This window comes from Leifsonia xyli subsp. xyli str. CTCB07, assembly GCF_000007665.1.
In the GTDB taxonomy this organism is placed as follows: Bacteria; Actinomycetota; Actinomycetes; order Actinomycetales; family Microbacteriaceae; genus Leifsonia; species Leifsonia xyli_C.
Window position 1 is genome coordinate 197,799 of sequence record NC_006087.1, and the last position, 19,942, is coordinate 217,740.

At 67.1% G+C, this 19,942-nt stretch carries 16 protein-coding genes, 1 tRNA gene and 3 pseudogenes; 7 read left to right on the forward strand and 13 right to left on the reverse strand.

The window, feature by feature from the left end; all coding sequences use genetic code 11:
• Positions 1-31: 31 nt before the first annotated feature.
• Positions 32-775: pseudogene (locus LXX_RS00980) on the forward strand (IS481-like element ISLxx4 family transposase); the annotation flags it as partial.
• A 6-nt stretch (positions 776-781) separates the two neighbouring features.
• On the opposite strand, the gene LXX_RS12475 reads toward LXX_RS00980, so the two are convergent.
• The 5 genes from LXX_RS12475 to LXX_RS01000 all read right to left on the reverse strand — a co-directional run bounded on the left by LXX_RS12475 (position 782) and on the right by LXX_RS01000 (position 5,495).
• Positions 782-2,278: a glycosyltransferase gene (locus tag LXX_RS12475; RefSeq protein WP_011185265.1), complete on the reverse strand. Its 1,497-nt coding sequence runs from the start codon at positions 2,276-2,278 to the stop codon at positions 782-784.
• Entirely contained in the window at positions 2,275-4,269 is a 1,995-nt protein-coding gene (locus LXX_RS00990) for a lysylphosphatidylglycerol synthase domain-containing protein (protein ID WP_041766922.1), read from the reverse strand. The genes LXX_RS12475 and LXX_RS00990 overlap by 4 nt, the downstream gene beginning before the upstream one ends.
• 8 nt (positions 4,270-4,277) lie before the next feature.
• Positions 4,278-4,421, reverse strand: a complete 144-nt coding sequence (locus LXX_RS13965; protein WP_155806749.1) for a hypothetical protein — start codon at positions 4,419-4,421, stop codon at positions 4,278-4,280.
• A complete protein-coding gene (locus tag LXX_RS00995) occupies positions 4,411-4,986 on the reverse strand; it encodes an HAD family hydrolase (protein ID WP_041766924.1) in 576 nt (191 codons plus the stop codon). Before LXX_RS00995 ends, LXX_RS13965 begins: the two co-directional genes overlap by 11 nt.
• Before the next feature lie 74 nt (positions 4,987-5,060).
• On the reverse strand, positions 5,061-5,495 hold the full coding sequence (locus LXX_RS01000) for a GtrA family protein (protein WP_041766926.1): 435 nt from the start codon (positions 5,493-5,495) through the stop codon (positions 5,061-5,063).
• A gap of 356 nt (positions 5,496-5,851) precedes the next feature.
• On the opposite strand from LXX_RS01000, the gene LXX_RS01005 reads away from it, so the two are divergent.
• The 4 genes from LXX_RS01005 to LXX_RS01020 all read left to right on the forward strand — a co-directional run bounded on the left by LXX_RS01005 (position 5,852) and on the right by LXX_RS01020 (position 11,774).
• Positions 5,852-6,319 carry a MarR family winged helix-turn-helix transcriptional regulator gene (locus LXX_RS01005; RefSeq protein ID WP_041766928.1) on the forward strand — a complete coding sequence of 156 codons (468 nt, stop codon included), beginning with the start codon at positions 5,852-5,854 and terminating at the stop codon, positions 6,317-6,319.
• A gap of 66 nt (positions 6,320-6,385) precedes the next feature.
• Positions 6,386-8,689, forward strand: coding sequence for a transglycosylase domain-containing protein (locus tag LXX_RS01010; protein WP_141692882.1), 2,304 nt, complete (start codon positions 6,386-6,388; stop codon positions 8,687-8,689).
• Positions 8,634-9,368 carry a TetR/AcrR family transcriptional regulator gene (locus LXX_RS01015; RefSeq protein ID WP_223227676.1) on the forward strand — a complete coding sequence of 245 codons (735 nt, stop codon included), beginning with the start codon at positions 8,634-8,636 and terminating at the stop codon, positions 9,366-9,368. Before LXX_RS01010 ends, LXX_RS01015 begins: the two co-directional genes overlap by 56 nt.
• 249 nt (positions 9,369-9,617) lie before the next feature.
• Entirely contained in the window at positions 9,618-11,774 is a 2,157-nt protein-coding gene (locus LXX_RS01020) for a S9 family peptidase (protein WP_011185272.1), read from the forward strand.
• Positions 11,775-11,846: 72 nt separating this feature from the next.
• Here the strand turns inward: LXX_RS01020 and LXX_RS13170 are convergent, their stop codons facing one another.
• From LXX_RS13170 to LXX_RS01035, 5 genes and pseudogenes are all read right to left on the reverse strand, one after another.
• Positions 11,847-11,993, reverse strand: a complete 147-nt coding sequence (locus tag LXX_RS13170) for a hypothetical protein (RefSeq protein ID WP_223227677.1) — start codon at positions 11,991-11,993, stop codon at positions 11,847-11,849.
• Between the two features lie 211 nt (positions 11,994-12,204).
• Positions 12,205-14,184, reverse strand: a complete 1,980-nt coding sequence (locus LXX_RS01025) for an ABC transporter ATP-binding protein (RefSeq protein WP_041766930.1) — start codon at positions 14,182-14,184, stop codon at positions 12,205-12,207.
• A 1-nt stretch (position 14,185) separates the two neighbouring features.
• Positions 14,186-15,916: an ABC transporter ATP-binding protein gene (locus tag LXX_RS01030; RefSeq protein ID WP_011185274.1), complete on the reverse strand. Its 1,731-nt coding sequence runs from the start codon at positions 15,914-15,916 to the stop codon at positions 14,186-14,188.
• Positions 15,917-16,053: 137 nt separating this feature from the next.
• Positions 16,054-16,491 (reverse strand): dihydrofolate reductase family protein, encoded by a 438-nt coding sequence (locus LXX_RS15070; RefSeq protein WP_223227678.1) that lies wholly within the window; start codon positions 16,489-16,491, stop codon positions 16,054-16,056.
• Positions 16,492-16,659: 168 nt separating this feature from the next.
• Positions 16,660-17,475: pseudogene (locus LXX_RS01035) on the reverse strand (IS481-like element ISLxx4 family transposase); the annotation flags it as partial.
• Positions 17,476-17,504: 29 nt separating this feature from the next.
• On the opposite strand from LXX_RS01035, the gene LXX_RS16450 reads away from it, so the two are divergent.
• Positions 17,505-18,257, forward strand: coding sequence for a TenA family protein (locus LXX_RS16450; RefSeq protein WP_370558466.1), 753 nt, complete (start codon positions 17,505-17,507; stop codon positions 18,255-18,257).
• On the opposite strand, the gene LXX_RS01045 is transcribed toward LXX_RS16450, so the two are convergent.
• Positions 18,216-18,288: transfer RNA gene (locus tag LXX_RS01045), tRNA-Arg, on the reverse strand. The genes LXX_RS16450 and LXX_RS01045 overlap by 42 nt on opposite strands.
• A gap of 147 nt (positions 18,289-18,435) precedes the next feature.
• On the opposite strand from LXX_RS01045, the pseudogene LXX_RS16050 reads away from it, so the two are divergent.
• A pseudogene (locus tag LXX_RS16050) lies at positions 18,436-18,633 on the forward strand (GNAT family N-acetyltransferase); the annotation flags it as partial.
• Positions 18,634-18,882: 249 nt separating this feature from the next.
• Here the strand turns inward: LXX_RS16050 and LXX_RS01050 are convergent.
• Together LXX_RS01050 and LXX_RS01055 are read right to left on the reverse strand one after the other, a co-directional pair.
• The gene (locus LXX_RS01050) at positions 18,883-19,596 is read right to left on the reverse strand and encodes an HAD-IA family hydrolase (RefSeq protein ID WP_011185276.1); all 714 of its coding nucleotides are present in this window, start codon (positions 19,594-19,596) and stop codon (positions 18,883-18,885) included.
• Between the two features lie 167 nt (positions 19,597-19,763).
• The gene (locus LXX_RS01055) at positions 19,764-19,937 is read right to left on the reverse strand and encodes a CsbD family protein (protein WP_011185277.1); all 174 of its coding nucleotides are present in this window, start codon (positions 19,935-19,937) and stop codon (positions 19,764-19,766) included.
• Positions 19,938-19,942: the final 5 nt, after the last annotated feature.

The following is a 19,942-nucleotide window of genomic DNA, read 5'->3' on the forward strand; positions in this document are numbered from 1 at the left end:
CGCCGGGACGCCGATCGTGCGCGAGAGCGGACGCCTGGGGCCGGTGCAGATCGCCGGCGAGCTTGGCCTTCCCGCCTCGACCGTCCACGCCGTCCTGGTGTGCTGCCGCATCAACCGGCTCTGCACCATTGATCGGGTCACGGGCGAGCCGATCCGTCGCTACGAGCACGACCACCCTGGATCGCTGATCCATGTCGACGTGACGAAGTTCGGCAACATCCCCAACGGCGGCGGCTGACGATTCGTCGGCCGCGTCCAGGGCGAACGCAACCGGGAAGCGACCGCCACCCGCACGAAGAGCAGGAACCACCGCTACGAGCCACGGTTGGGCACCGCGTTCGTCTACACGATCATCGACGACCACTCCCGCGTCGCCTACGCCGAGATCTGCTCCGACGAGAAGGCGGACACCGCGATCGGTGTCCTGCGGCGTGCTGTCGCCTGGTTCGCCGACCGGGATGTCAGCGTCGAACTCGTCCTCTCGGACAACGGCTCCGCCTACAAGTCCTACGCCTGGCGAGACGCCTGCACAGAGCTCGGGATCAGGGCGAAGAAGACCCGACCATACCGACCACAGACCAACGGGAAGATCAAACGCTTCCACCGCACACTCGCCGACGGCTGGGCCTACGCCCAGTTCTATGGTTCAGAGGCCGAACGACGAGAAGCACTCCCCGGCTGGCCCCACTTCTACAATCATCACCAGCACCACTCCGCCATCAGAGCCCCACCCATTAGCAGAATCGACAACAACCTCCCTGGACATCACACCTAGGTCGGGCTAGCCAACCGGAAGGCCCGTCTCGCGGTAGGACGCGAGCTCTTCCGGGGTTCCGAAGCAGTAGAAGGTGCCCCGGGCGAGCCTGACCGTCGATCCGCGGGACAGCATCCGGTTGTACACGAGCGACAGGTAGGACTCGGTGACGTCACCAGCCTGGGCCGCCTCGACGACCTCGCGGGCGCACTCCTGGAACTCCCCGGCGCGGCGGAAGAAGTAGACGCCCATGAGGGCATTGCGCGAGATCGCGACCTTCTCCGCCGTACGCACGACACGGCCGTTGTCGTCCGTCGCGGCGAAGCTGTAGCGCGGGTCCGAGGAGGGAAAGGACAGCAGCACTCCATCGGCGCCGCCCGCCGTCGCGCGTGCAAGCTCGGAGGCGTAGCCGGGGCTTTCGAAAGCGATGTCGCAGTCCATAATGAGCAGCGGCCGCTCGGGGTCCAGCGGCGCGGCGAGCACCGTCTCGGCTGCTCCGCCTGTCGGCGCGGCGAGTTCGACGACCCGCAGATCCGGGGACGCCGCCCGCAAGGCGGTGCCCAGGCCGTGATCCCGCTGGAGTTCGGCACGGATGATCGCCGTCACGTCGCCACGGATGCCCGCGGCCGTGAGCGAGTCGAGCGCCTTGCGGAACATCGGCCCGCCGTCCACCTCGATGAGAGGTTTCGGCTGTGTCTCGCTCGTCGCGCGGAAGCGCTGGCCGAGCTCGGCCATCGGGAGGACGATCTGAAGCGGCTCGGTCATGCCAGTCGATCCCAATTCGTAGTCGGAGGCGGGAGCGACCGGCCCCCACGGGTCGTGCCGGAAACGCCAGCGGGCCAGAATCCCCAGTCCCTCGCTGAACACCCGCACATTGCGGGCGTTGGAGACCTGGTCTTCTTCGCGCCAGGTGATCGGCTCGTAGCGGAAGTCGACGCGCCGGCGGATCAGGTCGAGGATGAGTTCGTAGTTGAAACTGAGCCGGTCGCCGAAGCGGAGGTAGCTGCGCGGGTCGAGGTCGGCGAGCGCGAAGAGGTTGAGCCCCGAGCCGAGGTCGGTCAGCGCCCGGAAGGTACACACGGAGTAGATCGCGTTGAGGACGCGATTGCCGAAGATGCGTTTGAGGTCGTACCCGTGAAGGCGGGAGCCGCGGCCGAAGCGGGAGCCGAGCACGGTCTGCGGACCCCCGGCGGCGGCGTACGCGATGAGGTCGTACGCCTCTTCTGCCCGCGCCTGGTCGTCGCCGTGCAGGATGACGACATGCGTGGCCCTGGCCTCCCGTGCTTTGAGGAAGACGGTTTTGTACGTGCCGCCGAGGTTCACGTTGCGGCGGTTGCGGAAAACCCGGAGGTTGCCCCAGTTCGCTGCGTGCTCGACAGCAACCTCCGCCGTTCCATCGGTGCTGCCGTTGTCGACGACCCAGACCTCCTGCACGCTGGCCGCACGGCCGGCGTCGAGGGCCGCGAGGACGCGCGGCAGCTGAGGGGCGCAGTTGTAGGCGGGTATCGCGATGATGGTCTTCACGGACGTCCAGAGGTCAGCGGGCGGTGCGCGTACTGCGCGAGGAATCGGTCGAGGATCTGCACCGAGCGAGCGTAGTAAACCAGCACGGTGGCCGGGTCGATGACGACGCGGTGGCTGAGCATCCGGCCATACAGCAGGCCGACGTGGAAGGGCAGGCTCCGCCGCTCGGTGGGGGTGAGGCGTTCCCCGGCGAGCGCCTCCGTCCACTCCGCGAGCTCCTGGTAGCGGGCGGATCGGTAGGACTCGAACCCGATCTCGGCACGGCCCCCGGCCGGGTCGATCCGAATCCGGGGGCTCCGGTCGCTCTCATTCAGGAACTCATAGCCTCCCCAGAGCGACTGAAAGTGCCGCGCGAAGTCGAGCACCGGCCCGCGGACCTGGTTATCGTCCGAGGGGTCGATGATGAGGATGTCCCCGCTGTCCGGGTCGATGAGCAGATTGTCGATGGTGAGGTCGCCGTGGATGGCCGCGGACTCGCGATACGTGATGAGGTCTTCCCACGCCCGTTCGTCGGCGACGATCGCGCTCAAGAGCTGACGGAGCCCAGGGTGCTCCTGCCCGGCGATGCCGACCGTCTCGCAGGCGAGCACCGCGGCGAGTTCGGGGTGGAGAGCCGCGGCCTGATCCAGCCGGTCGGCCAGCCGCTCTTGCAGATACTGCGCCACGGTCTCGGGATGCCGCGCCTCCGTCCGGAGGTCGTAGACGTGGTCGAACATCGTGTCCCAGACACGGCGGAGGGCACGCTGACCGTCTTCGGGCGAGGCCGAGTGGAGGTAGCCGAACATGGTCGTGGTGGCCGGATCGAACTCGATGTCGAACGAGTAGTACCCCGGTCCGTCCGTTTCGCCGAGGGCGCGCACCACGTTCGGCGTGGCAGAGTGACGCCGAAGCCATCGGTACTGCTGTGCGAGCTTCTCGCGGTGCTGCTCCGGAACCACCTTGCGCACCCGGGCGACTCCGTCCTCGCGGACGAGCGCGGTGACGGCGTCGGAGCCGCCTTTGAAAAAGCGGACCACCTCCAGGTCGCCGCGCACTTCGAGCCGGTGCAGGGCGAGGGCGAGATCGTCCCGGCGGAGGAAGGAGTCCACGAAGGTCGCGAGTTCGGCGTCGCGGCGCTGCGTGTGGTCGAGCCCGCCGATGTCGCCACCGGTCGCAGTCGCGTCCACACGCGCGAAGAACGACGGGAGGCACAGCCGGAAGGCGCCGTAGAGGGCGGTCGGGAGGGTGAGGACGATCCAGATGAGGAAGCCCGGCGCGAGCGTCCAGCCGAGGCCCTCGAACGCCCCCGACGAGTTCAGGAACCCGCTGATGGAGCGCGAGTATTCCCCGACCGAGGGGAGGCCCAGCAGGGTTTCGGGGAAGAGAAAGGGCGCGAGCACACCGGCGGACGCGTTCCCGGCCGCCGAGTCCGGCAGCGCACCGGCGAGGACGACGTAGACCGCCGTCAGATATCCGAGCCAGGAGAGGCCGAACGCGGCCACGTACGCTCCGAGCTTGCGCGGCGAGCGCAGGAAGCTCTGATAGCCATGCACCGTCGACCACACGGACATCCGCACGCGGGCGCGCGGCCGGTCGGCGAGCACCGATGTCACAGCCACGACCATCCGCATCAGCAGCCGGTTCTCCCGGACGAGCAGCACGAAGAGGAGCAGGATCGACCCGGTGACCGCGAGGATCAGGATGGCCGGTCCGACGACGGCGACGGACAGCCCGACGACGCTCCCGAAGATAAGGAGGGCTCCCGCGACGACGATCACATCGAGCAGGCGTTCGAGCGCGATCGCGGTTCCGGTGTAGAGAAGGCCGATCCGCAGGCGCCGGCTGAGTACGAGAGTGCGCACGACTTCGCCAGCGCTGAGCGGGAGGAGGAGCGTGAACAGCACGCCGGCAGAAAGCGCGTCGACGTGCTGGACCAGGCCACCGGGCCGGGCCTGGTCCAGCACCGTCTGAGTCCGCAGCGCCCGGGCGAGGTTGCCCATCATGACGAGCATGGCGGCGATCAGGAGCGAGAGAGGTCGACCGGTCCGGGCCAGTGGTCGATGAACGCTGCGATGGCCGGGATGTTGGTGACGGCGAACAGGCCGGCTCCCCCCAGCGCCGCGAGGAGGAGAACGGAGCGAAGGCGGGGGCGTCTAAGCGACATCGGCACTCCACTCGATGCGGCCGACATCGACACCGGCGCCTTCGGCGGACCGGATGTCGGATTCCGAGTCCTCGAACGTGATGCAGTCCTCGGGCCGGAGTCCGGCCGTCGCAAGGGCGAGGAGGTAGGGATCGGGCGCGGGCTTCGACCGTTCGGTGTCGTCGCCGGTCACGACGAAGGAGAACAGCTGGGTCAGATCGTGATGCTTGAGGACGGCGGCCACAGCGCCCGCCTTCGCGGTCGTGACCAGCGCGACTCGCGCAGTGCCCGACCAGGTCTGAAGTGTGCGCGCCAGCGGGCGATTGAGTTCGGTCTCACCGAGGAAAGCGGGATAGTGCCGGGCCTTGGCCGCGCGGACGCCCGCGACCTCGCCGGCGGAGAGTTCGGGAGCGATCCGCGGCAGGAAATCGCGGGAGTCCTCACCCCAGGTGGTCAGGAAGACCGGCCAGGTGAACTCGATGCCGAACTCCCCCAGAGCGGCTCGGTAGGCGGCGAAGTTGGCTTTCTCCGTAGCGACGAGCGTCCCATCGAGGTCGCAGAAGACCCCTCGCACGATCGCCATCATGCGGTCAACGCTAAGCGACAGAAATACTGCCTCAGCCCGTTTCGGCGCGGCTTGGGGGCGAACGGCCGCTGATTTCAGGGTATTGTTGGTTCTTTGCGCGTTGCCAGGCGATCCACAACGGCGAAAATGGCCCGAACCGCGAAGAAGTTCACCGCGAAGGAGAACGGGAGCGAGATCAGCTTGGCGGCCAGCGGCGCGAGCGCGAAGGCATCCACGCCTCCCTGGAGGAGGAGCGAGAAGAGGGCGATCGAGAAGCCGTACCAGCCGAAGAACGCGATGAGGCCCGCAACGGTGTGCCGACCGGGGAACACCATGCCACGGCTCAGCAGATAGACAACGAAGACCGAGCTGCTGGCGCTCACGAGATTGGCGGGTCCCGCCGCGACGCCGGCGGCGGTTAGGGCGGCATAGCCCCCCACATCGACGGTGACGCCGGCCACGGTGGTGGAGAGGAAGCGCACCAGCTGGCGGAGCAGAAGCCGAGACGCCGTCGAGGGTGAATGTGACATTGTAACTTTAGAATACCTGAAATCGTTTCCACTGTCGAACCACCAGCGAAGCGCCGGTGCAGAGCGGACTCGCAGCAAGAATAACGACCCGATAACTAGCCCTCGTTACCTTTTCGTTATAGAATTCAAGGGCAGTGGTTGTTTGCTGTGGCAGCCATCGCGAATGGGATTGCAGGACACTCTTGGTGAAAGGAGGAGGGCCGGTCGCCGGCCCTCCTCCGGTCCTCCCGGAACAGGGCCGCGTCCCGTTTCCGCGCTGGAGCCGATGGCGACGTCAGCGGATGGTGAGATGATGCAGTGCATCGACCAGCCCGCAGACCCGATCGGGCGCGATCGATAGGACGAGGGGAGTCGTCATGAGCAACAGCGCGCCCACGGTGGGCACGGCCAAACAAACAAGGGCGACTGCGGTCGCCACCTGGGAGTCGCTGTTCCGTGCGCAGGTGGCTGTGATGCGGACACTCACCGCCGAATTCCCGACCCGCGACATCTCGCTCAACGAATACGACGTGCTCTTCACCCTCTCGCGGCAGCCGAACCGCGAACTGCGCCTGCGGGACCTCAACAAACACGTCCTGCTCACGCAGCCGAGCGTCAGCCGGCTCGTCGACCGGCTCGCCGCCCGCGGACTGGTCGCCAAAGGTCCCGAACCCACCGACGCCCGCGGAACGGTCATCCGGATGACCGGCACCGGGTTCGAGCTGTTCCGGCGCGTGGCCGTCGAACATATGAAGACGATCACCGAACGAGTCGGCGGACGCCTCGACGCGCAGGAGCTGGAGACGCTCGCCGCGCTGTGCGACAAACTGCGCGGAGGTTCCTGAGCAAGTTCTCCACATCCGGAGGCCAAATAGGAACTGCGGCAATCCGGCGCGCGTATCATGACGCGCATGACGGACGAACTCAGGAGAGGGAAGTGGGCACCCGCGCTCGTCGGGTTCGTGGCGCTCAGCGGTCTCGCCGGCGTGCTGGCGGCGGTGGCGGTCACCCCGGCAGTGGCTCTAACGGGCTCCGCGGCGAACTCGACGATCAGTGTCTTCGACGGATTGCCCGAATACATCAAAGTGGAACCGCTGGCCCAAGCCTCCACGATGTACGCGACCTCCAACGGCCAATCCGTCCCGATTGCGACGTTCTACTCGCAGAACCGCGTGGAGGTCGGCTGGGAATCGATTTCGCAGAACCTCAAGGACGCAGCCATCGCGACCGAGGACCCACGCTTCTACGAGCACGGCGGCGTGGACGTCACCGGCACCATCCGCGGCGCCCTGCTGACCGCACTGCACAAATCCGTGCAGGGGGGCTCGTCCATCACGCAGCAGTACGTCAAGAACATCCTCGTCCAGCGCTGCGAGAACAAACAGCCCGACCCGACGGCGACGGCAGCCGTGCAGAAGAAGCAGCTCACGGCGTACGAGAGCTGCTACAACGACGCGACCGAAGTGGACCCGGTGCGCAAGCTCAAGGAGATGCGCTATGCGATCGGGCTGGAGAAGCAATACTCCAAAGACGACATCCTCCAGAGTTATCTGAACATCGCGCTCTTCGGCGGCCGGACCTACGGTGTGCAGTCGGCCGCGGCGTACTACTTCGGGGTGCCGGCCAAGGACGTCAACCTGCAGCAGGCGGCGACGCTGATCGCCATCCTGAACAATCCCGACAATCTGCGCATCGACCGGCCGGGCAACGAGGAGAACGGCGCGGCGAACGGTTACAAGGAGACGCTGGACCGGCGCAACTACGTGCTCAACCGCATGCTGGCCAACGGCAGGATCACCCAGAAGGAACACGACACGTCCATCAAGTCTCCTGTCGAGCCCAAGATCACACCGGTGCAGAACGGATGCATGACCGCCCAGCAGCACAACGCGGCGTTCTTCTGCGACTACGTCGAACGGATCATCGAGCGGGACCCGATCTTCGGCAAGACAGACGACGAAAGGCTGAGCTACCTCACCCGCGGCGGCCTCAAGATCTACACGACACTGAACCTCGATCTGCAGAGCGCAGCGCAATCGGCCGTCTCCTCTTACATCCCGTCGACCAGCCCGCGTCTCGACCTGGGGTCGTCGCAGGTCTCGGTGGAGGTCGGAACCGGGCGCGTGGTCACGATGGTGCAGAACAGACCGTACGACAACACCTCTTCACCGGCGGCGGGCACAACAGCGGTCAACTACAACGCGGACTACGCCTACGGAGGATCGGAGGGCTTCCAGACGGGCTCGTCCTATAAGGCGTTCGACCTCCTCGAGTGGCTGCACGAAGGCCACTCCCTGTATCAGACCGTCAGCGGGACGCAGCACAGCTTCTCCCAGAGCTCCTTCCACTCCAACAACCCCTGCAACGACATCGGCGGCGCGCCCTGGAATGTCTCGAACGACGAGGGCGAGACGGTTGGATCGAGCACCGTGATGAACGCGACCGCAGCCTCCATCAACTCGATTTTCGCCAAGATGGCGACCCAGCTGGACCTCTGCGGAATCAAGCAGCGGGCGAAGGATCTCCTGGTGCATGGCGCGGACGAGGAGGCCAACCCGTTCATGGCGAATCCGTCCTCGGTGCTCGGAACGAACTACATCGCCCCGATCACGATGGCAACCGCCTACGCCGGGATCGCGAACAACGGCGTCGCGTGCAGCCCGGTCGCCATCGACAAGATAATCGGTGCGGACGACACCGCCCACGGTGTACCGAAGACCCAATGTTCTACCACTCCAATTGACCCAGGAGTTGCTGCCGCAGCTATCTATGCCCTACAGGGTGTGCTGCGCGGCGGCACAGCGACGAGCGCGAACCCGGGCGACGGAGTGCCCCTCTTCGGCAAGACTGGCACGACCGACGACTCGCTCCAGAACTGGCTCGTCACCTCCACCTCGAAGGTTGCGCAGGCCACCTGGGTGGGAAACGTAGAGGGCAAGGTGGCGTTGCGCAGCCAGTCCTTCCAGGGCATCGGCGGCGGCAACGTGAAGTTCGCCATCGTCAAGCGGATACAGGCCGCGCTCGACGCCGCCTACGGTGGTTCCGCCTTCTCGGCGCCGCCTGCGAAATACCTCTTCGCCCCAGCTGCCCCGTCCACGCCCACGCCGCCGGCCGTGGGAGCTCCGACGCAAGTCGCACCCGGGGCAGGGGCCGGCGCCGGTGACAGCGGCGGGGACAGCACCGGCACCGGCGGAAACGACGGCGAGCGCAGATGACCCCGGAGCAGCGATTACGCTGAAATCAAGCGTTTTCACCCTCAAATGCAAGCATCGTTGTCGATATCTCGATTATTGTTATCGCATGGGGAGAAAACCTGACCCGAACCGAAAGCCCGAACTTCTCGCTCGCATCATGGACCATGTCGCGACCGAGGCGCTCTCGAGAATGACTTTCCGAAGTCTCGCAAGCGCCCTGGGAGTCAGCACCTATTCATTCGTCTATCATTTTGGCTCCCGCCAGGAGATGATCGACGCCATCCTCGAGGAGGGTGTGCGCCAGCAGACCACGCCACAGCAAAGCGTCGATCTCTCCGCGTTCGACCGCGATCAGTTCCACGGCTGGTATAAAGAGGCATTCCGCGCCTCCCTCAAAGAGCAGAACCGCACCGGCCTGCGGCTCCAGTTCGAGGCCGGCACGCTGGAGCAGATCGACCCGGACATCGGTAGACGCATCACCACCTCGTTCACCGCCTGGCGCAACGCCATCAAGGCCTGGCTGAAGAATCAGGGCATCGAGACCCGCCGCGCCGGTGTGCTCGCGCACTGGATGGTCGACTCCGCCGCCGGATTCCACTTCGGATTTCTCCTGAGCGGCGACCGCACGGCGACCGTGCAGGGGTTCGATCTGTTCTTGAACGCGTTCTTCCGCGAAGCGCTCGGCGAAGAGGGTCGCTGAGCGCGAGTCGCGCTCAGCGACCGCCGCGACGCCGCGCAGCATGGCGGCCCACTGATCCGCCCATGCTGCGCGGCCTCCGCAGCCGGAGTGCCGTGCCGGCCGAGTGCGATCCACGTCCCCGCCGAACTCGCGTCCGGGTCGGGGTGGAGAGGGAGGCCGTCCCCGTGCTGCTCGTCGCCAATCGGACCCTGCCCGATCGGCGGGTGTGACCGCGCCCCGCAGACGCGCCCCGACCGGTAGCCTGGGCCTATGCTCACTCCCCCCGCCACCCCGAAGAGACCGACCGAGCGCAGACACCACGGGGATGTGGTGGTCGATGAGTACGAGTGGCTGCGCGACAGGGACGACCCTGCCGTCAGCGCGCACCTGCACGAAGAGAACGCCTACACGAACGCCCGCACCGAGCACCTGGCCGTGCTGCGCGAGCAGATCTTCGACGAGATCAAGGGACGCACGCGTGAATCCGATCTGAGCGTGCCGACGCGCGAGGGCGACTGGTGGTACTACACGCGCACGGTGGAGGGGAAGCAGTACGGCATCCACTGCCGCGCGCCAATCGCAGGCCCGGACGACTGGGAGCCCCCGGCTCTGGACGAGACGGCACAGCGGTCGAGGCTGCCCGGCGAACAGGTGCTGCTGGATGACAACGCGGAGGCGGAGGGGCACGCGTTCTACGCGCTCGGCAGCTTCGATGTGAGCGCCGACGGGAGCCGGCTGCTGTACGCCATCGACACGGAGGGCGACGAGCGGTACACGATCCGGGTGCGGTCGCTGAACGGCGACGGTGACGGCTTCCCCGACCTGATCGCGGGAACCGGTGCGGGAGCGCTGTTCGACCAGAGCGGCGAGTACATCTTCTACACGACAGTGGATGACGCCTGGCGTCCGTCCACCGTCTGGCGGCACCGGGTCGGTGAGGGGCCGGACGAGCAGGCCGACGCGACCGTGTTCCACGAGCCGGACGAACGCTACTGGATCGGCGTCGGGATGACCCGGAGCCGGCGCTTCCTTGTCATCGAGGCAAGATCGAACATCACCAGCGAGACGTGGCTGCTGCGCTCCGACGACCCGACCGGTGAGTTCTCCGTGGTGTGGCCACGCAAGGAGGGAGTGGAGTACGACGTCGAGCACTCGATCTTCGGCGCCCACGACCGGCTGCTGCTCGTGCATAACGACGGGGCGGTGAACTTCGAGCTCGTCAGCGTCGCCGCCGAAGCCCCTCAGGGGAAGCGCAGAATGCTGCTGCCGCACAACCCCGCGGTCCGCCTCGAGAGCGTCGACGCCTTCCGCGACTTCGTGGCCCTCGAGTACCGCCGCGACGGACTGACCCGGATCGCTATCGGCCGCGTCCCCGACCCCGCGGAGTTCGCAGCCCACCCGGACTCAGCGCCGGACGACATGCTGCACGAACTGCGCTTCGACGAAGAGCTGTTCACCGTCGGTGTGGGCAGCAACCCGGAGTGGACCCAGCCGCATCTGCGCTTGGGGTACACCAGTTTCGTGACGCCGCCGAGCGTGTACGACTACGACATCCGCAGCCACGAACGGGTGCTGCGCAAGAAGCAAGCCGTGCTCGGCGCGTTCGATCCGGAGCTGTTCGAGCAGAAGCGCGAATGGGCGACGGCAGACGATGGGACTCGCATCCCGCTCTCGCTGGTCTACCGCCGCGACCTGGTCACACCCGGCGAGCCGGCGCCACTGGTGCTCTACGGTTACGGATCCTACGAGGCGAGCATCGACCCGTCGTTCGGCATCCCGCGGCTGAGCCTTCTCGACCGCGGCGTGGTGTTCGCGATCGCGCATGTGCGCGGCGGCGGCGAACTGGGCCGGCTCTGGTACGAGAACGGGAAGAAGCTGCACAAGAAGAACACCTTCACCGACTTCGTGGCCGCCGCCGAGCACCTCACCACCCAGGGCTGGACATCGCCGGACCGGCTGGCCGCACAGGGGGGAAGCGCGGGTGGACTGCTCATGGGGGCCGTGGCGAACCTGGCGCCGCGGGCCCTCGCGGGCATCCTCGCGGAGGTGCCGTTCGTGGACCCGCTGACAAGCATCCTGGACCCGTCGCTCCCGCTGACCGTGATCGAGTGGGACGAGTGGGGCGACCCACTGCACGACGAGGACGTGTACTACTACATGAAGTCGTACGCGCCGGTGGAGAACATCCACGCGACGCGCTACCCGCGCATCCTGGCGATCACCAGCCTGAACGACACGCGGGTGCTGTACGTGGAGCCGACGAAATGGGTGGCCACACTGCGAGAGGCGGGGGCGGACGCGCTGCTGAAGACGGAGATGACGGCCGGGCACGGCGGCGTCTCCGGCCGGTACGCGGCCTGGCGCGAACGGGCGTTCGCACTGGCGTGGCTGCTGGATGTGGTGGGGGTACACCCGAGCGGAGCGTGAGGAGGTCCGCCCGGCGGGCTCCTCTCCGCACCGTTCGGCGCCGCGAAGCGCTGCGGGCGCCGGCACGGCCCCTCAGTCGAGGTCGTCCGGGTCCTTCCCGGTGCGCTCCCCCGACTCCAGGGTCGCGATCGCGGCGAGGTCGTCGGCGTCCAGCTCGAAGCCGAAGACATCCCGGTTCTCGCGAATGCGTTCCGGGGTGGACGACTTCGGGACGACCACAACGCCGAACTGCAGCTGCCCGCGCAGGACGACCTGGGCCGGTGCGGCGTCTTAGGCCCAGACATCCGGCTGGAGAAGCCACGGGTGCAGCTCGAGGCCGATCAGGTGGTCGAGTCCAACGGTGCGAGCCGGTCCCGCAGGCGAGCCTGCCCCGCGGTTACCGCCGGGGCGTCAGCTCAGCGCACCCCGACGGCGACCGCTTCGGCCGGCATCATCTCGCGGCGACGCCCTCGGGCTCTTCCTGGCCCGATTCCTCAGCCGCGCCGCGGAACTGCGTCATGTACAGGTCGTAGTAGGCGCCCTTCTTCGCGAGGAGGGTCTTGTGATCGCCCTGCTCCACGATCCGGCCCTTCTCCATCACGAGGATGGTGTGCGCGTCCCGGATGGTGGACAGGCGGTGGGCGATCACGAACGAAGTCCGGTCGCTGCGCAACGCCGCCATCGCGTGCTGCACCAGCAACTCGGTGCGGGTGTCCACCGAGGACGTGGCTTCGTCCAGGATGAGCAGCGACGGGTTGGCGATGAAAGCCCGGGCGATGGTGAGCAACTGGCGCTCGCCCGCGGAGACGTTGCCGCCGTCCGCCTCGATGACCGTGTCGTAGCCGTCCGGCAGCTGGCGGACGAAACGGTCGACCATCGTCGCCTTCGCGGCAGCGACCACCTCCTCGTCGGATGCTTCGAGGCGGCCATAGCGGATGTTCTCACGAATGGTCCCGGAGAAGAGCCACGCATCCTGCAGCACCATCCCGACCTGACCGCGCAACTCGGAGCGCGAGAGGTCGGTGGTGTCGATGCCATCGAGGCGGATGGCACCGCCGTTCAGCTCGTAGAACCGCATGATGAGGTTGACCAGCGTCGTCTTTCCGGCTCCGGTCGGGCCGACGATCGCGACCGTGTGGCCGGGCTCGACGGAGAGCGAGAGATCGCGGATGAGCTCGGTCTCGGGATCGTAGGAGAAGTCGACGCTGTCCAGCTCGACGCGGCCGTTCGCCCGCTCGGGGAGGTGCTCGGTCTCGTGTTCGGGCGTCTGCTCGTCCGAGTCGAGGAACTCGAAGGTGCGCTCCGCCGACGCGACGCCGGACTGCAACATGTTCGCCATGCCCGCGATCTGGCCGATGGGCTGGGAGAACTCGCGCGAGTACTGGATGAACGCCGTCACATCGCCAATGCTCAGCTGGCCTGCGGTCACCCGCAGCGCACCGACGACGGCGATCAGCACGTAGGAGAGGTAGGAGACGAAGTTCATCGCCGGCATGATCATGCCGGAGACGAACTGCGCACCGACCATCGACGACCAGAGCTTGCCGTTGCGCTCGTCGAACCGTTCCAGCATGACCTCATCGCGGCCGAAGGCGCGCACCAGGTCGAGCCCGGAGTAGGACTCCTCGATGTGCCCGTTGAGGGCGCCGGTGGAGTTCCACTGCTGTTTGAACAGCTTCTGTGAGCGCGTGCCGATCACCCCGGCGATGATGCCGGAGAGCGGGATGCTGATAAGCGCGATGAGCGCGAGCTGCCACGACACGATGAACATCATGACGCCGATCCCGATGACCATCAGAACCGACTGGATCAGCTGTGAGAAGGCCTGCTGCAGAGCGGTCTGGATGTTGTCGACATCGTTCGTGACGCGCGACATCAGATCACCGCGCTGACGGGTGTCGAAGTAGCTGAGCGGCAGACGGTTGAGTTTGTCCTCGATCTCGGCGCGCAAGCGGTAGACCACTCGCATCACGAGCGCGTTCAGAATGTAGCCCTGCCACCATTGCAGCAGCGACGCGGCGATGTACATGGCGAGCACGATCATCAGCAGCCGGCCGAGATCCGTGAAGTCGACCCCGGGACCGGGAGCGGGCTGGCCGTTCGCCTGCCGAGCGCCGGTGACGCCGTTGACGATCACATCGGTGGCGTTCCCGAGGATCTTCGGCGCGATCACGGTGAGCGCGACCGAGACCACCACGAGCAGGGTGACCCAGACCATCGCGAGCCGTTCCGTGCGCAGCAACCCGATCAGCCGGTTGAACGACGGCCAGAAGTGCTCCGCCTTCTTCGCCGGTGTGCCGCCGAACATATCCCCGTCGGCCTCGGTGGGCTCGTACTCGTACTCGACCTCCCGCTCGTCGATGCCGGTGTCCGCACCGGCTTCGGCGATCGCGCCGCCCGTGCTGGCCTTCTTGTCTTTCCGCCGGGCCATCTCAGGCCACCTCCTGGCTCAGCTGGGACTCGACGATCTCGCGATACGTCTCGCTGGTCTCCAGCAGTTCGTCGTGGGTTCCGCTGCCGGCCACCGTGCCGCCGTCCAGGACGACGATCGTGTCGGCCTCGCGGATGGTGGACACGCGCTGTGCGACCACGATGACCGTGGCGTCCCCGGTCGACTCGGCGAGCGCACGCCGCAGTCGAGCGTCGGTCGCGACGTCGAGAGCGGAGAACGAATCGTCGAACAGGAACACTTTCGGGTTCGCGACCAGGGCGCGCGCGATGCAGAGCCGCTGCCGCTGGCCGCCGGAGACGTTGGTGCCGCCCTGCGCGATCCGCTCCTGGAGGTCGTGCTCCTTCGCTCGCACGAAATCCTCGGCCTGCGCAACGCGCAGCGCCGCCCACAGCTCCTCATCGGTGGCGTCCGGCCGCCCGAAGCACAGGTTCGACGCGATGGTGCCGGAGAAGAGATAGGGCTTCTGGGGGACCAGTCCCAGTACACCGGAGAGTTGCTTGCGGCTGAGCGAGTCCACCTCCACCCCGCCGATGCGGATGTGTCCGCTCTGCGGAGTGAACAGGTTCGCGATCACCGAGACAAGGGTCGACTTGCCGGAGCCCGTGGAGCCGACGATCGCGGTGATCCGGCCCGGCTCGGCGGTGAAGCTCACCCGGTTCAGCACCGGCCGCTCCGCGCCCGGATACCCGAACGTCACGGCGTCGATCTCGACGCGGCCGTCGGCGGGCTCGGGAGCGCCCGCGCCGGCGGCCGCTCCCGACGGCTCCACCGCGAGCACCTCCTGGATGCGCTCAGCGCAGACCATCGCTCGCGGGATCATCATCGCCATGAACACGCCCATCATCACGGCCGTCAGGATCTGCAACAGGTACTGAAGGAAGGCCGTCAACGCGCCGATCTGGATCTCGCCGGCGTTGACGCTCGCGCCGCCGAACCACAGCACCGCGGCCGTCGCACCGTTCAGGATGAGCATGATGAGCGGGAACATCAGCACGAAGATGTTGCCGACCCTGACCGAAACGCGGGTGAGTGCGGCGTTCGCGTCATCGTAGCGTGCGGTCTCAAACCGCTCGCGGACGAAGGCGCGGATCACGCGGATGCCGACGATCTGCTCCCGGATGACACCGTTGACACCGTCGATCCTCTCCTGCATCTCACGGAACAACGGCAGCAGCAGCCAGACCAGGACGCCGACGACCAGGAACAGCACGACCACCGAGACCCAGATCAGCCAGGAGAGCCCCGCATCCACCTGCACGGCCAGAACGATGCCAGCGATGCACATGATCGGCGTCGAAACCATGAAGTTGAGCGTCATCAGGACCAGCATCTGCACCTGCTGGACATCGTTCGTGTTGCGGGTGATGAGGGTGGGCGTCCCCCAGCGCGCGAGGTCGAGGGCGGGGAGCGAGTCCACCTTGCGGTAGAAGGCGCGGCGCATGTCGCGGCCGACCGACATCGACGCTCGCGCGCCGAAGTAGGTGGCCGTGATCGCTGCGACGACCTGCACGAAGCAGACGATCAGCATCGTCCCGCCGGTCGACCAGATGAAACCGATGTCGCGGGGGATGATGCCCTTGTCGATGATGTCTTTGTTGAGCGTGGGCAGGTAGAGCGCTGCGAGCGTCGCAATCAGCTGCAGGATCACGACGGCCGCCACAGCGCCCCCGTAGGGGCGCGCGAAACGCAGCGCCAAGCGAAGAAGTGTCATGGTCGTTCCTGGTTTCGAGTTCTGGGAAGGGTCCGGCGAACCCGGAAAGCTCACCGTAACGCGAGCCTCAGACATTCTCGCTGTTCCAGGAGCCCAGACCCACGCTAACGCCGATTGCGGACAGTCAGAGTGCGCTTTTACGTGCCGTGGGCACGAAAAGACGGGCACGATCGGCCGTCAGGCCGGGACAGCGTTGAGGTGCCGATGCGGACAGGGGCGGCACGGCCGGAATCCCGCCCTCGTGCCGCGCCCCAGGACCGGCGCGCTCTCAGCAGGACGAGTCGGCGATCAGCCGGGGATGTAGCTGAGGTGGACGACGCCGTTGCCGTAGACCTCACTGGAACGCAGCCGCAGCTTCGACTCGGCGCTCCGGGATCGTCCTCGGCTGTCCGGGCCGACCACACCGGCGCGAACACCTCGAAGGTGCGCCGCCCCAACAGGATGGCGTCCGACGAGCCGGTGATGCGCGCCAGGTCTTCCCCCATCGCCGGGTCGAAGCCGTGCTCGGCAGTCCAGCCCGGGTCCTCGAAGACACCGTCGAGGGAGACAAACTCATGCACCGTGATCGTTCCCATGCGTCTCAGCTGAGGAGGTGGGGAGGCGACGGGTAGCTCGGCCTGCGGCCGTCCTCCCGGCGAAGCGGGATGGTCGTGCCTGTAGCGGTTCGCGAACGTCATCGTTCATACTGTCCTCAGTGACACGGGGTGCCCTGCGGGGCTGAGATCACACCCGTCGAACCTGATCTAGGTGTGATGTCCAGGGAGGTTGTTGTCGATTCTGCTAATGGGTGGGGCTCTGATGGCGGAGTGGTGCTGGTGATGATTGTAGAAGTGGGGCCAGCCGGGGAGTGCTTCTCGTCGTTCGGCCTCTGAACCATAGAACCGGGCGTAGGCCCAGCCGTCGGCGAGTGTGCGGTGGAAGCGTTCGATCTTCCCGTTGGTCTGTGGTCGGTATGGTCGGGTCTTCTTCGCCCTGATCCCGAGCTCTGTGCAGGCGTCTCGCCAGGCGTAGGACTTGTAGGCGGAGCCGTTGTCCGAGAGGACGAGTTCGACGCTGACATCCCGGTCGGCGAACCAGGCGACAGCACGCCGCAGGACACCGATCGCGGTGTCCGCCTTCTCGTCGGAGCAGATCTCGGCGTAGGCGACGCGGGAGTGGTCGTCGATGATCGTGTAGACGAACACGGTGCCCAACCGTGGCTCGTAGCGGTGGTTCCTGCTCTTCGTGCGGGTGGCGGTCGCTTCCCGGTTGCGTTCGCCCTGGACGCGGCCGACGAATCGTCAGCCGCCGCCGTCGGGGATGTTGCCGAACTTCGTCACGTCGACATGGATCAGCGATCCAGGGTGGTCGTGCTCGTAGCGACGGATCGGCTCGCCCGTGACCCGATCAATGGTGCAGAGCCGGTTGATGCGGCAGCACACCAGGACGGCGTGGACGGTCGAGGCGGGAAGGCCAAGCTCGCCGGCGATCTGCACCGGCCCCAGGCGTCGTCGCCACCTCGCCCGCACGATCCGCTTGAGCACGGGCAACGGCGTCCGCGTTGGCATCGATCGTGGGCGGCATCTCTCCCCGTCCCACCCTCACCGAGGTGGAGACCGCTTGGTGGGGGGACATCCGCCAGATCCGCGACAGCATCGACGCGCTGCCCTTCGTGCGCGGGCTGGGCGATGGCACTCTCGACCGTGAGGCGTTCGCCTGGTACCTCGCACAAGACGCGCTCTACCTCCGCGACTACGCCCGGGTCCTTGCCGAGGCCAGCCGAATCGCGCCGACCGGCGACGAGCAGGCGTTCTGGGCGGAGAGCGCACACGAAGCAGTCGCCGCCGAAATCCAGCTCCACCAGAGCTGGATTCCCGCAGACACGCTGGATCGGTTGCAGCCCAGCCCAACGACGACAGCGTACCTGAATCATTTGCTCGCGGTGTCCACCCGCGGAGACTACCGAGCCCTCATCGCAGCGCTCCTGCCCTGCTTCTGGCTGTACGAAGACATCGGGGCGCGTCTGCGCCCGCTCTCGCACCCGGAGCATCCGTACCGTTCCTGGATCGACTCGTACGCCGACGCAGGCTTCGCCGAGTCGAGCCGCCGGGCTGTCAGCATCGTCGCCGCCGCCGCAAGCGCGACCGCCGCCGAACGCACGGCGATGCAAACCGCGTTCCGGACCTCCGCCGCCCACGAACTCGCGTTCTTCGCCGCGCCGACCGGCCGAGCGGACAATCGGGGGACACCGGGCGTGCCGCGCACGGACGAGAGTGAAGCACCCGAAACGCAAACACCCCGGCCGAAGCCGGGGCTGATGTGCGCCACGAGGGATTCGAACCCCCAACCTTCTGATCCGTAGTCAGATGCTCTATCCGTTGAGCTAGTGGCGCATGTTCCGGGCGTGCTCCCGCGGAACGGATTAGAGCCTACATGACCGCATCCGAGACCGCCAATTGGCGCGGGAGGGATGGCGGGATGCGTCTGACGCCGGCCGAATCCGGCGAGCCTTTGCGACACGACAGCCGTACCATGAAGGCATGGTCACCGAGTTCAGCAACGAGACGGACGCGGGGCGGTACGAGATGCGGGTCGACGGGGAGTTGGCCGGGGTCGTGGACTACCGCATCCTGGACGGTGAGATCTCGCTCACGCGCACATTCACCGTCCCGGCGTTCCGTGGGAAGGGCCTCGCGGCGAAGCTGGTCGAGTACGCCGTGGACGACATCGAGAGGAGCGGAGAGCTGCGGGTGACGCCGATCTGCCTGTACATCGCCAAGTGGTTCGATGCGCATCCCGTCGGGGCTGCTGCGGCGTTAGGTCGGGGCGATGGGGGAGACGCACGGCGCGAGCCGGGCGCTTCGGGCGCGCGGACGCGTTCGCGAGCCGGTCTGAGCCTGTGCGCGCACCCGGGAGCGACGATGTCATCGCACGGACAGCGGCCGGAGGGCATCCCGAACCGACAGCTCCGCCCTCCCGATCGCGGACTACCGCGCCGAGGGCTGGCCTGCCGCCGTGCGCGCAGCCGGTGTCGTGGATGCGGCGACAAGGCCGGTGCTCCACTCTCCTCCGGCCTCGGTGACCGAGAGCTCACCCACGTAGTCGAGGACCCGTCCGAGCCCCTCGCTCACGGCGGACTCGTACACGCCGACGACGACCACACACGCACCGGAGGCGACAGCGGCGGCCAGCCCGGCCGGCGCGTCCTCGAAGGCGAAGCAGGACGCAGCGGGAACGCCCAGTCTCTCGGCAGCCAGCAGGTAGGCCTGCGGGTCGGGCTTGCCGCGCTCGACGTCCTCCGCCGCCACCAGGACAGGCGGGACCGGGACACCCGCCGCCGTCATCCGGGCAACGGCCAGCTCGCGCGGTGCGCTGGTGACCACGGCGACGGGGGCGCCGGCGCCGATCAGCGCGGTCAGGAGCGCCCCGGCCCCGGGCACCTCCACGATGCCCTCGGTGCGGGCGACCTCCTCGGCGACAAGGGCGGAGAGGAGTTCGCCGCGCTCGGCAGGGGAACGCTGCGGGAGGAAGCGTGCCAGGGTGTCGATCGCCTGACGGCCGTGCGCGTACCCGAGAACCTCGGCGGGGTCGAGGCCGTTCGCCCGGCTGAACTCGGTCCACACCGCCTCCACGACGGGGGTGGAGTCGACGAGAGTGCCGTCCATATCGAAGAGGAATCCGGCCGCGGTCAGCTGCTGCATGCCCCCAGCGTAGAGGGCGCGCGTGAACGGGATGGTCAGCCTCCGGCCGAGCGGGCATCCATCGCGGCGGGAAGCCCAACGAACGCACTCCGGCCTCACGGCCGGCGCGGCCGGTCGCAGAGGGCCACTGGACCGGCTGGCCCAGTGGCCCTCTGCGACGCGGTGGTTCAGCGCTTGAACGCGTCCTTGACTTTCTCAGCGGCGTTCTTGAGGTCGGCCTTCACCTGGTCGAGTTTGCACTCCCCCTCAAGCTGCTCGTCGCCGGTGACCTTGCCCGCGGCTTCTTTCGCCTTGCCGCCGGCATCTTCGACCGCGTTCTTGATTTTGTCGTCGAGTCCCATGACCT

Coding starts and splice junctions, on each gene's coding strand:
- LXX_RS00990 (WP_041766922.1), bottom strand. CDS start 4,269: ATGCTCGTCATGATGGGCAACCTCGCCCGGGCGCTGCGGACTCAGACG.
- LXX_RS13965 (WP_155806749.1), bottom strand. CDS start 4,421: ATGTCGCTTAGACGCCCCCGCCTTCGCTCCGTTCTCCTCCTCGCGGCG.
- LXX_RS00995 (WP_041766924.1), bottom strand. CDS start 4,986: ATGATGGCGATCGTGCGAGGGGTCTTCTGCGACCTCGATGGGACGCTC.
- LXX_RS01000 (WP_041766926.1), bottom strand. CDS start 5,495: ATGTCACATTCACCCTCGACGGCGTCTCGGCTTCTGCTCCGCCAGCTG.
- LXX_RS01005 (WP_041766928.1), top strand. CDS start 5,852: ATGAGCAACAGCGCGCCCACGGTGGGCACGGCCAAACAAACAAGGGCG.
- LXX_RS01010 (WP_141692882.1), top strand. CDS start 6,386: ATGACGGACGAACTCAGGAGAGGGAAGTGGGCACCCGCGCTCGTCGGG.
- LXX_RS01020 (WP_011185272.1), top strand. CDS start 9,618: ATGCTCACTCCCCCCGCCACCCCGAAGAGACCGACCGAGCGCAGACAC.
- LXX_RS01025 (WP_041766930.1), bottom strand. CDS start 14,184: ATGGCCCGGCGGAAAGACAAGAAGGCCAGCACGGGCGGCGCGATCGCC.
- LXX_RS01030 (WP_011185274.1), bottom strand. CDS start 15,916: ATGACACTTCTTCGCTTGGCGCTGCGTTTCGCGCGCCCCTACGGGGGC.
- LXX_RS15070 (WP_223227678.1), bottom strand. CDS start 16,491: ATGGGAACGATCACGGTGCATGAGTTTGTCTCCCTCGACGGTGTCTTC.
- LXX_RS01050 (WP_011185276.1), bottom strand. CDS start 19,596: ATGCAGCAGCTGACCGCGGCCGGATTCCTCTTCGATATGGACGGCACT.
- LXX_RS01055 (WP_011185277.1), bottom strand. CDS start 19,937: ATGGGACTCGACGACAAAATCAAGAACGCGGTCGAAGATGCCGGCGGC.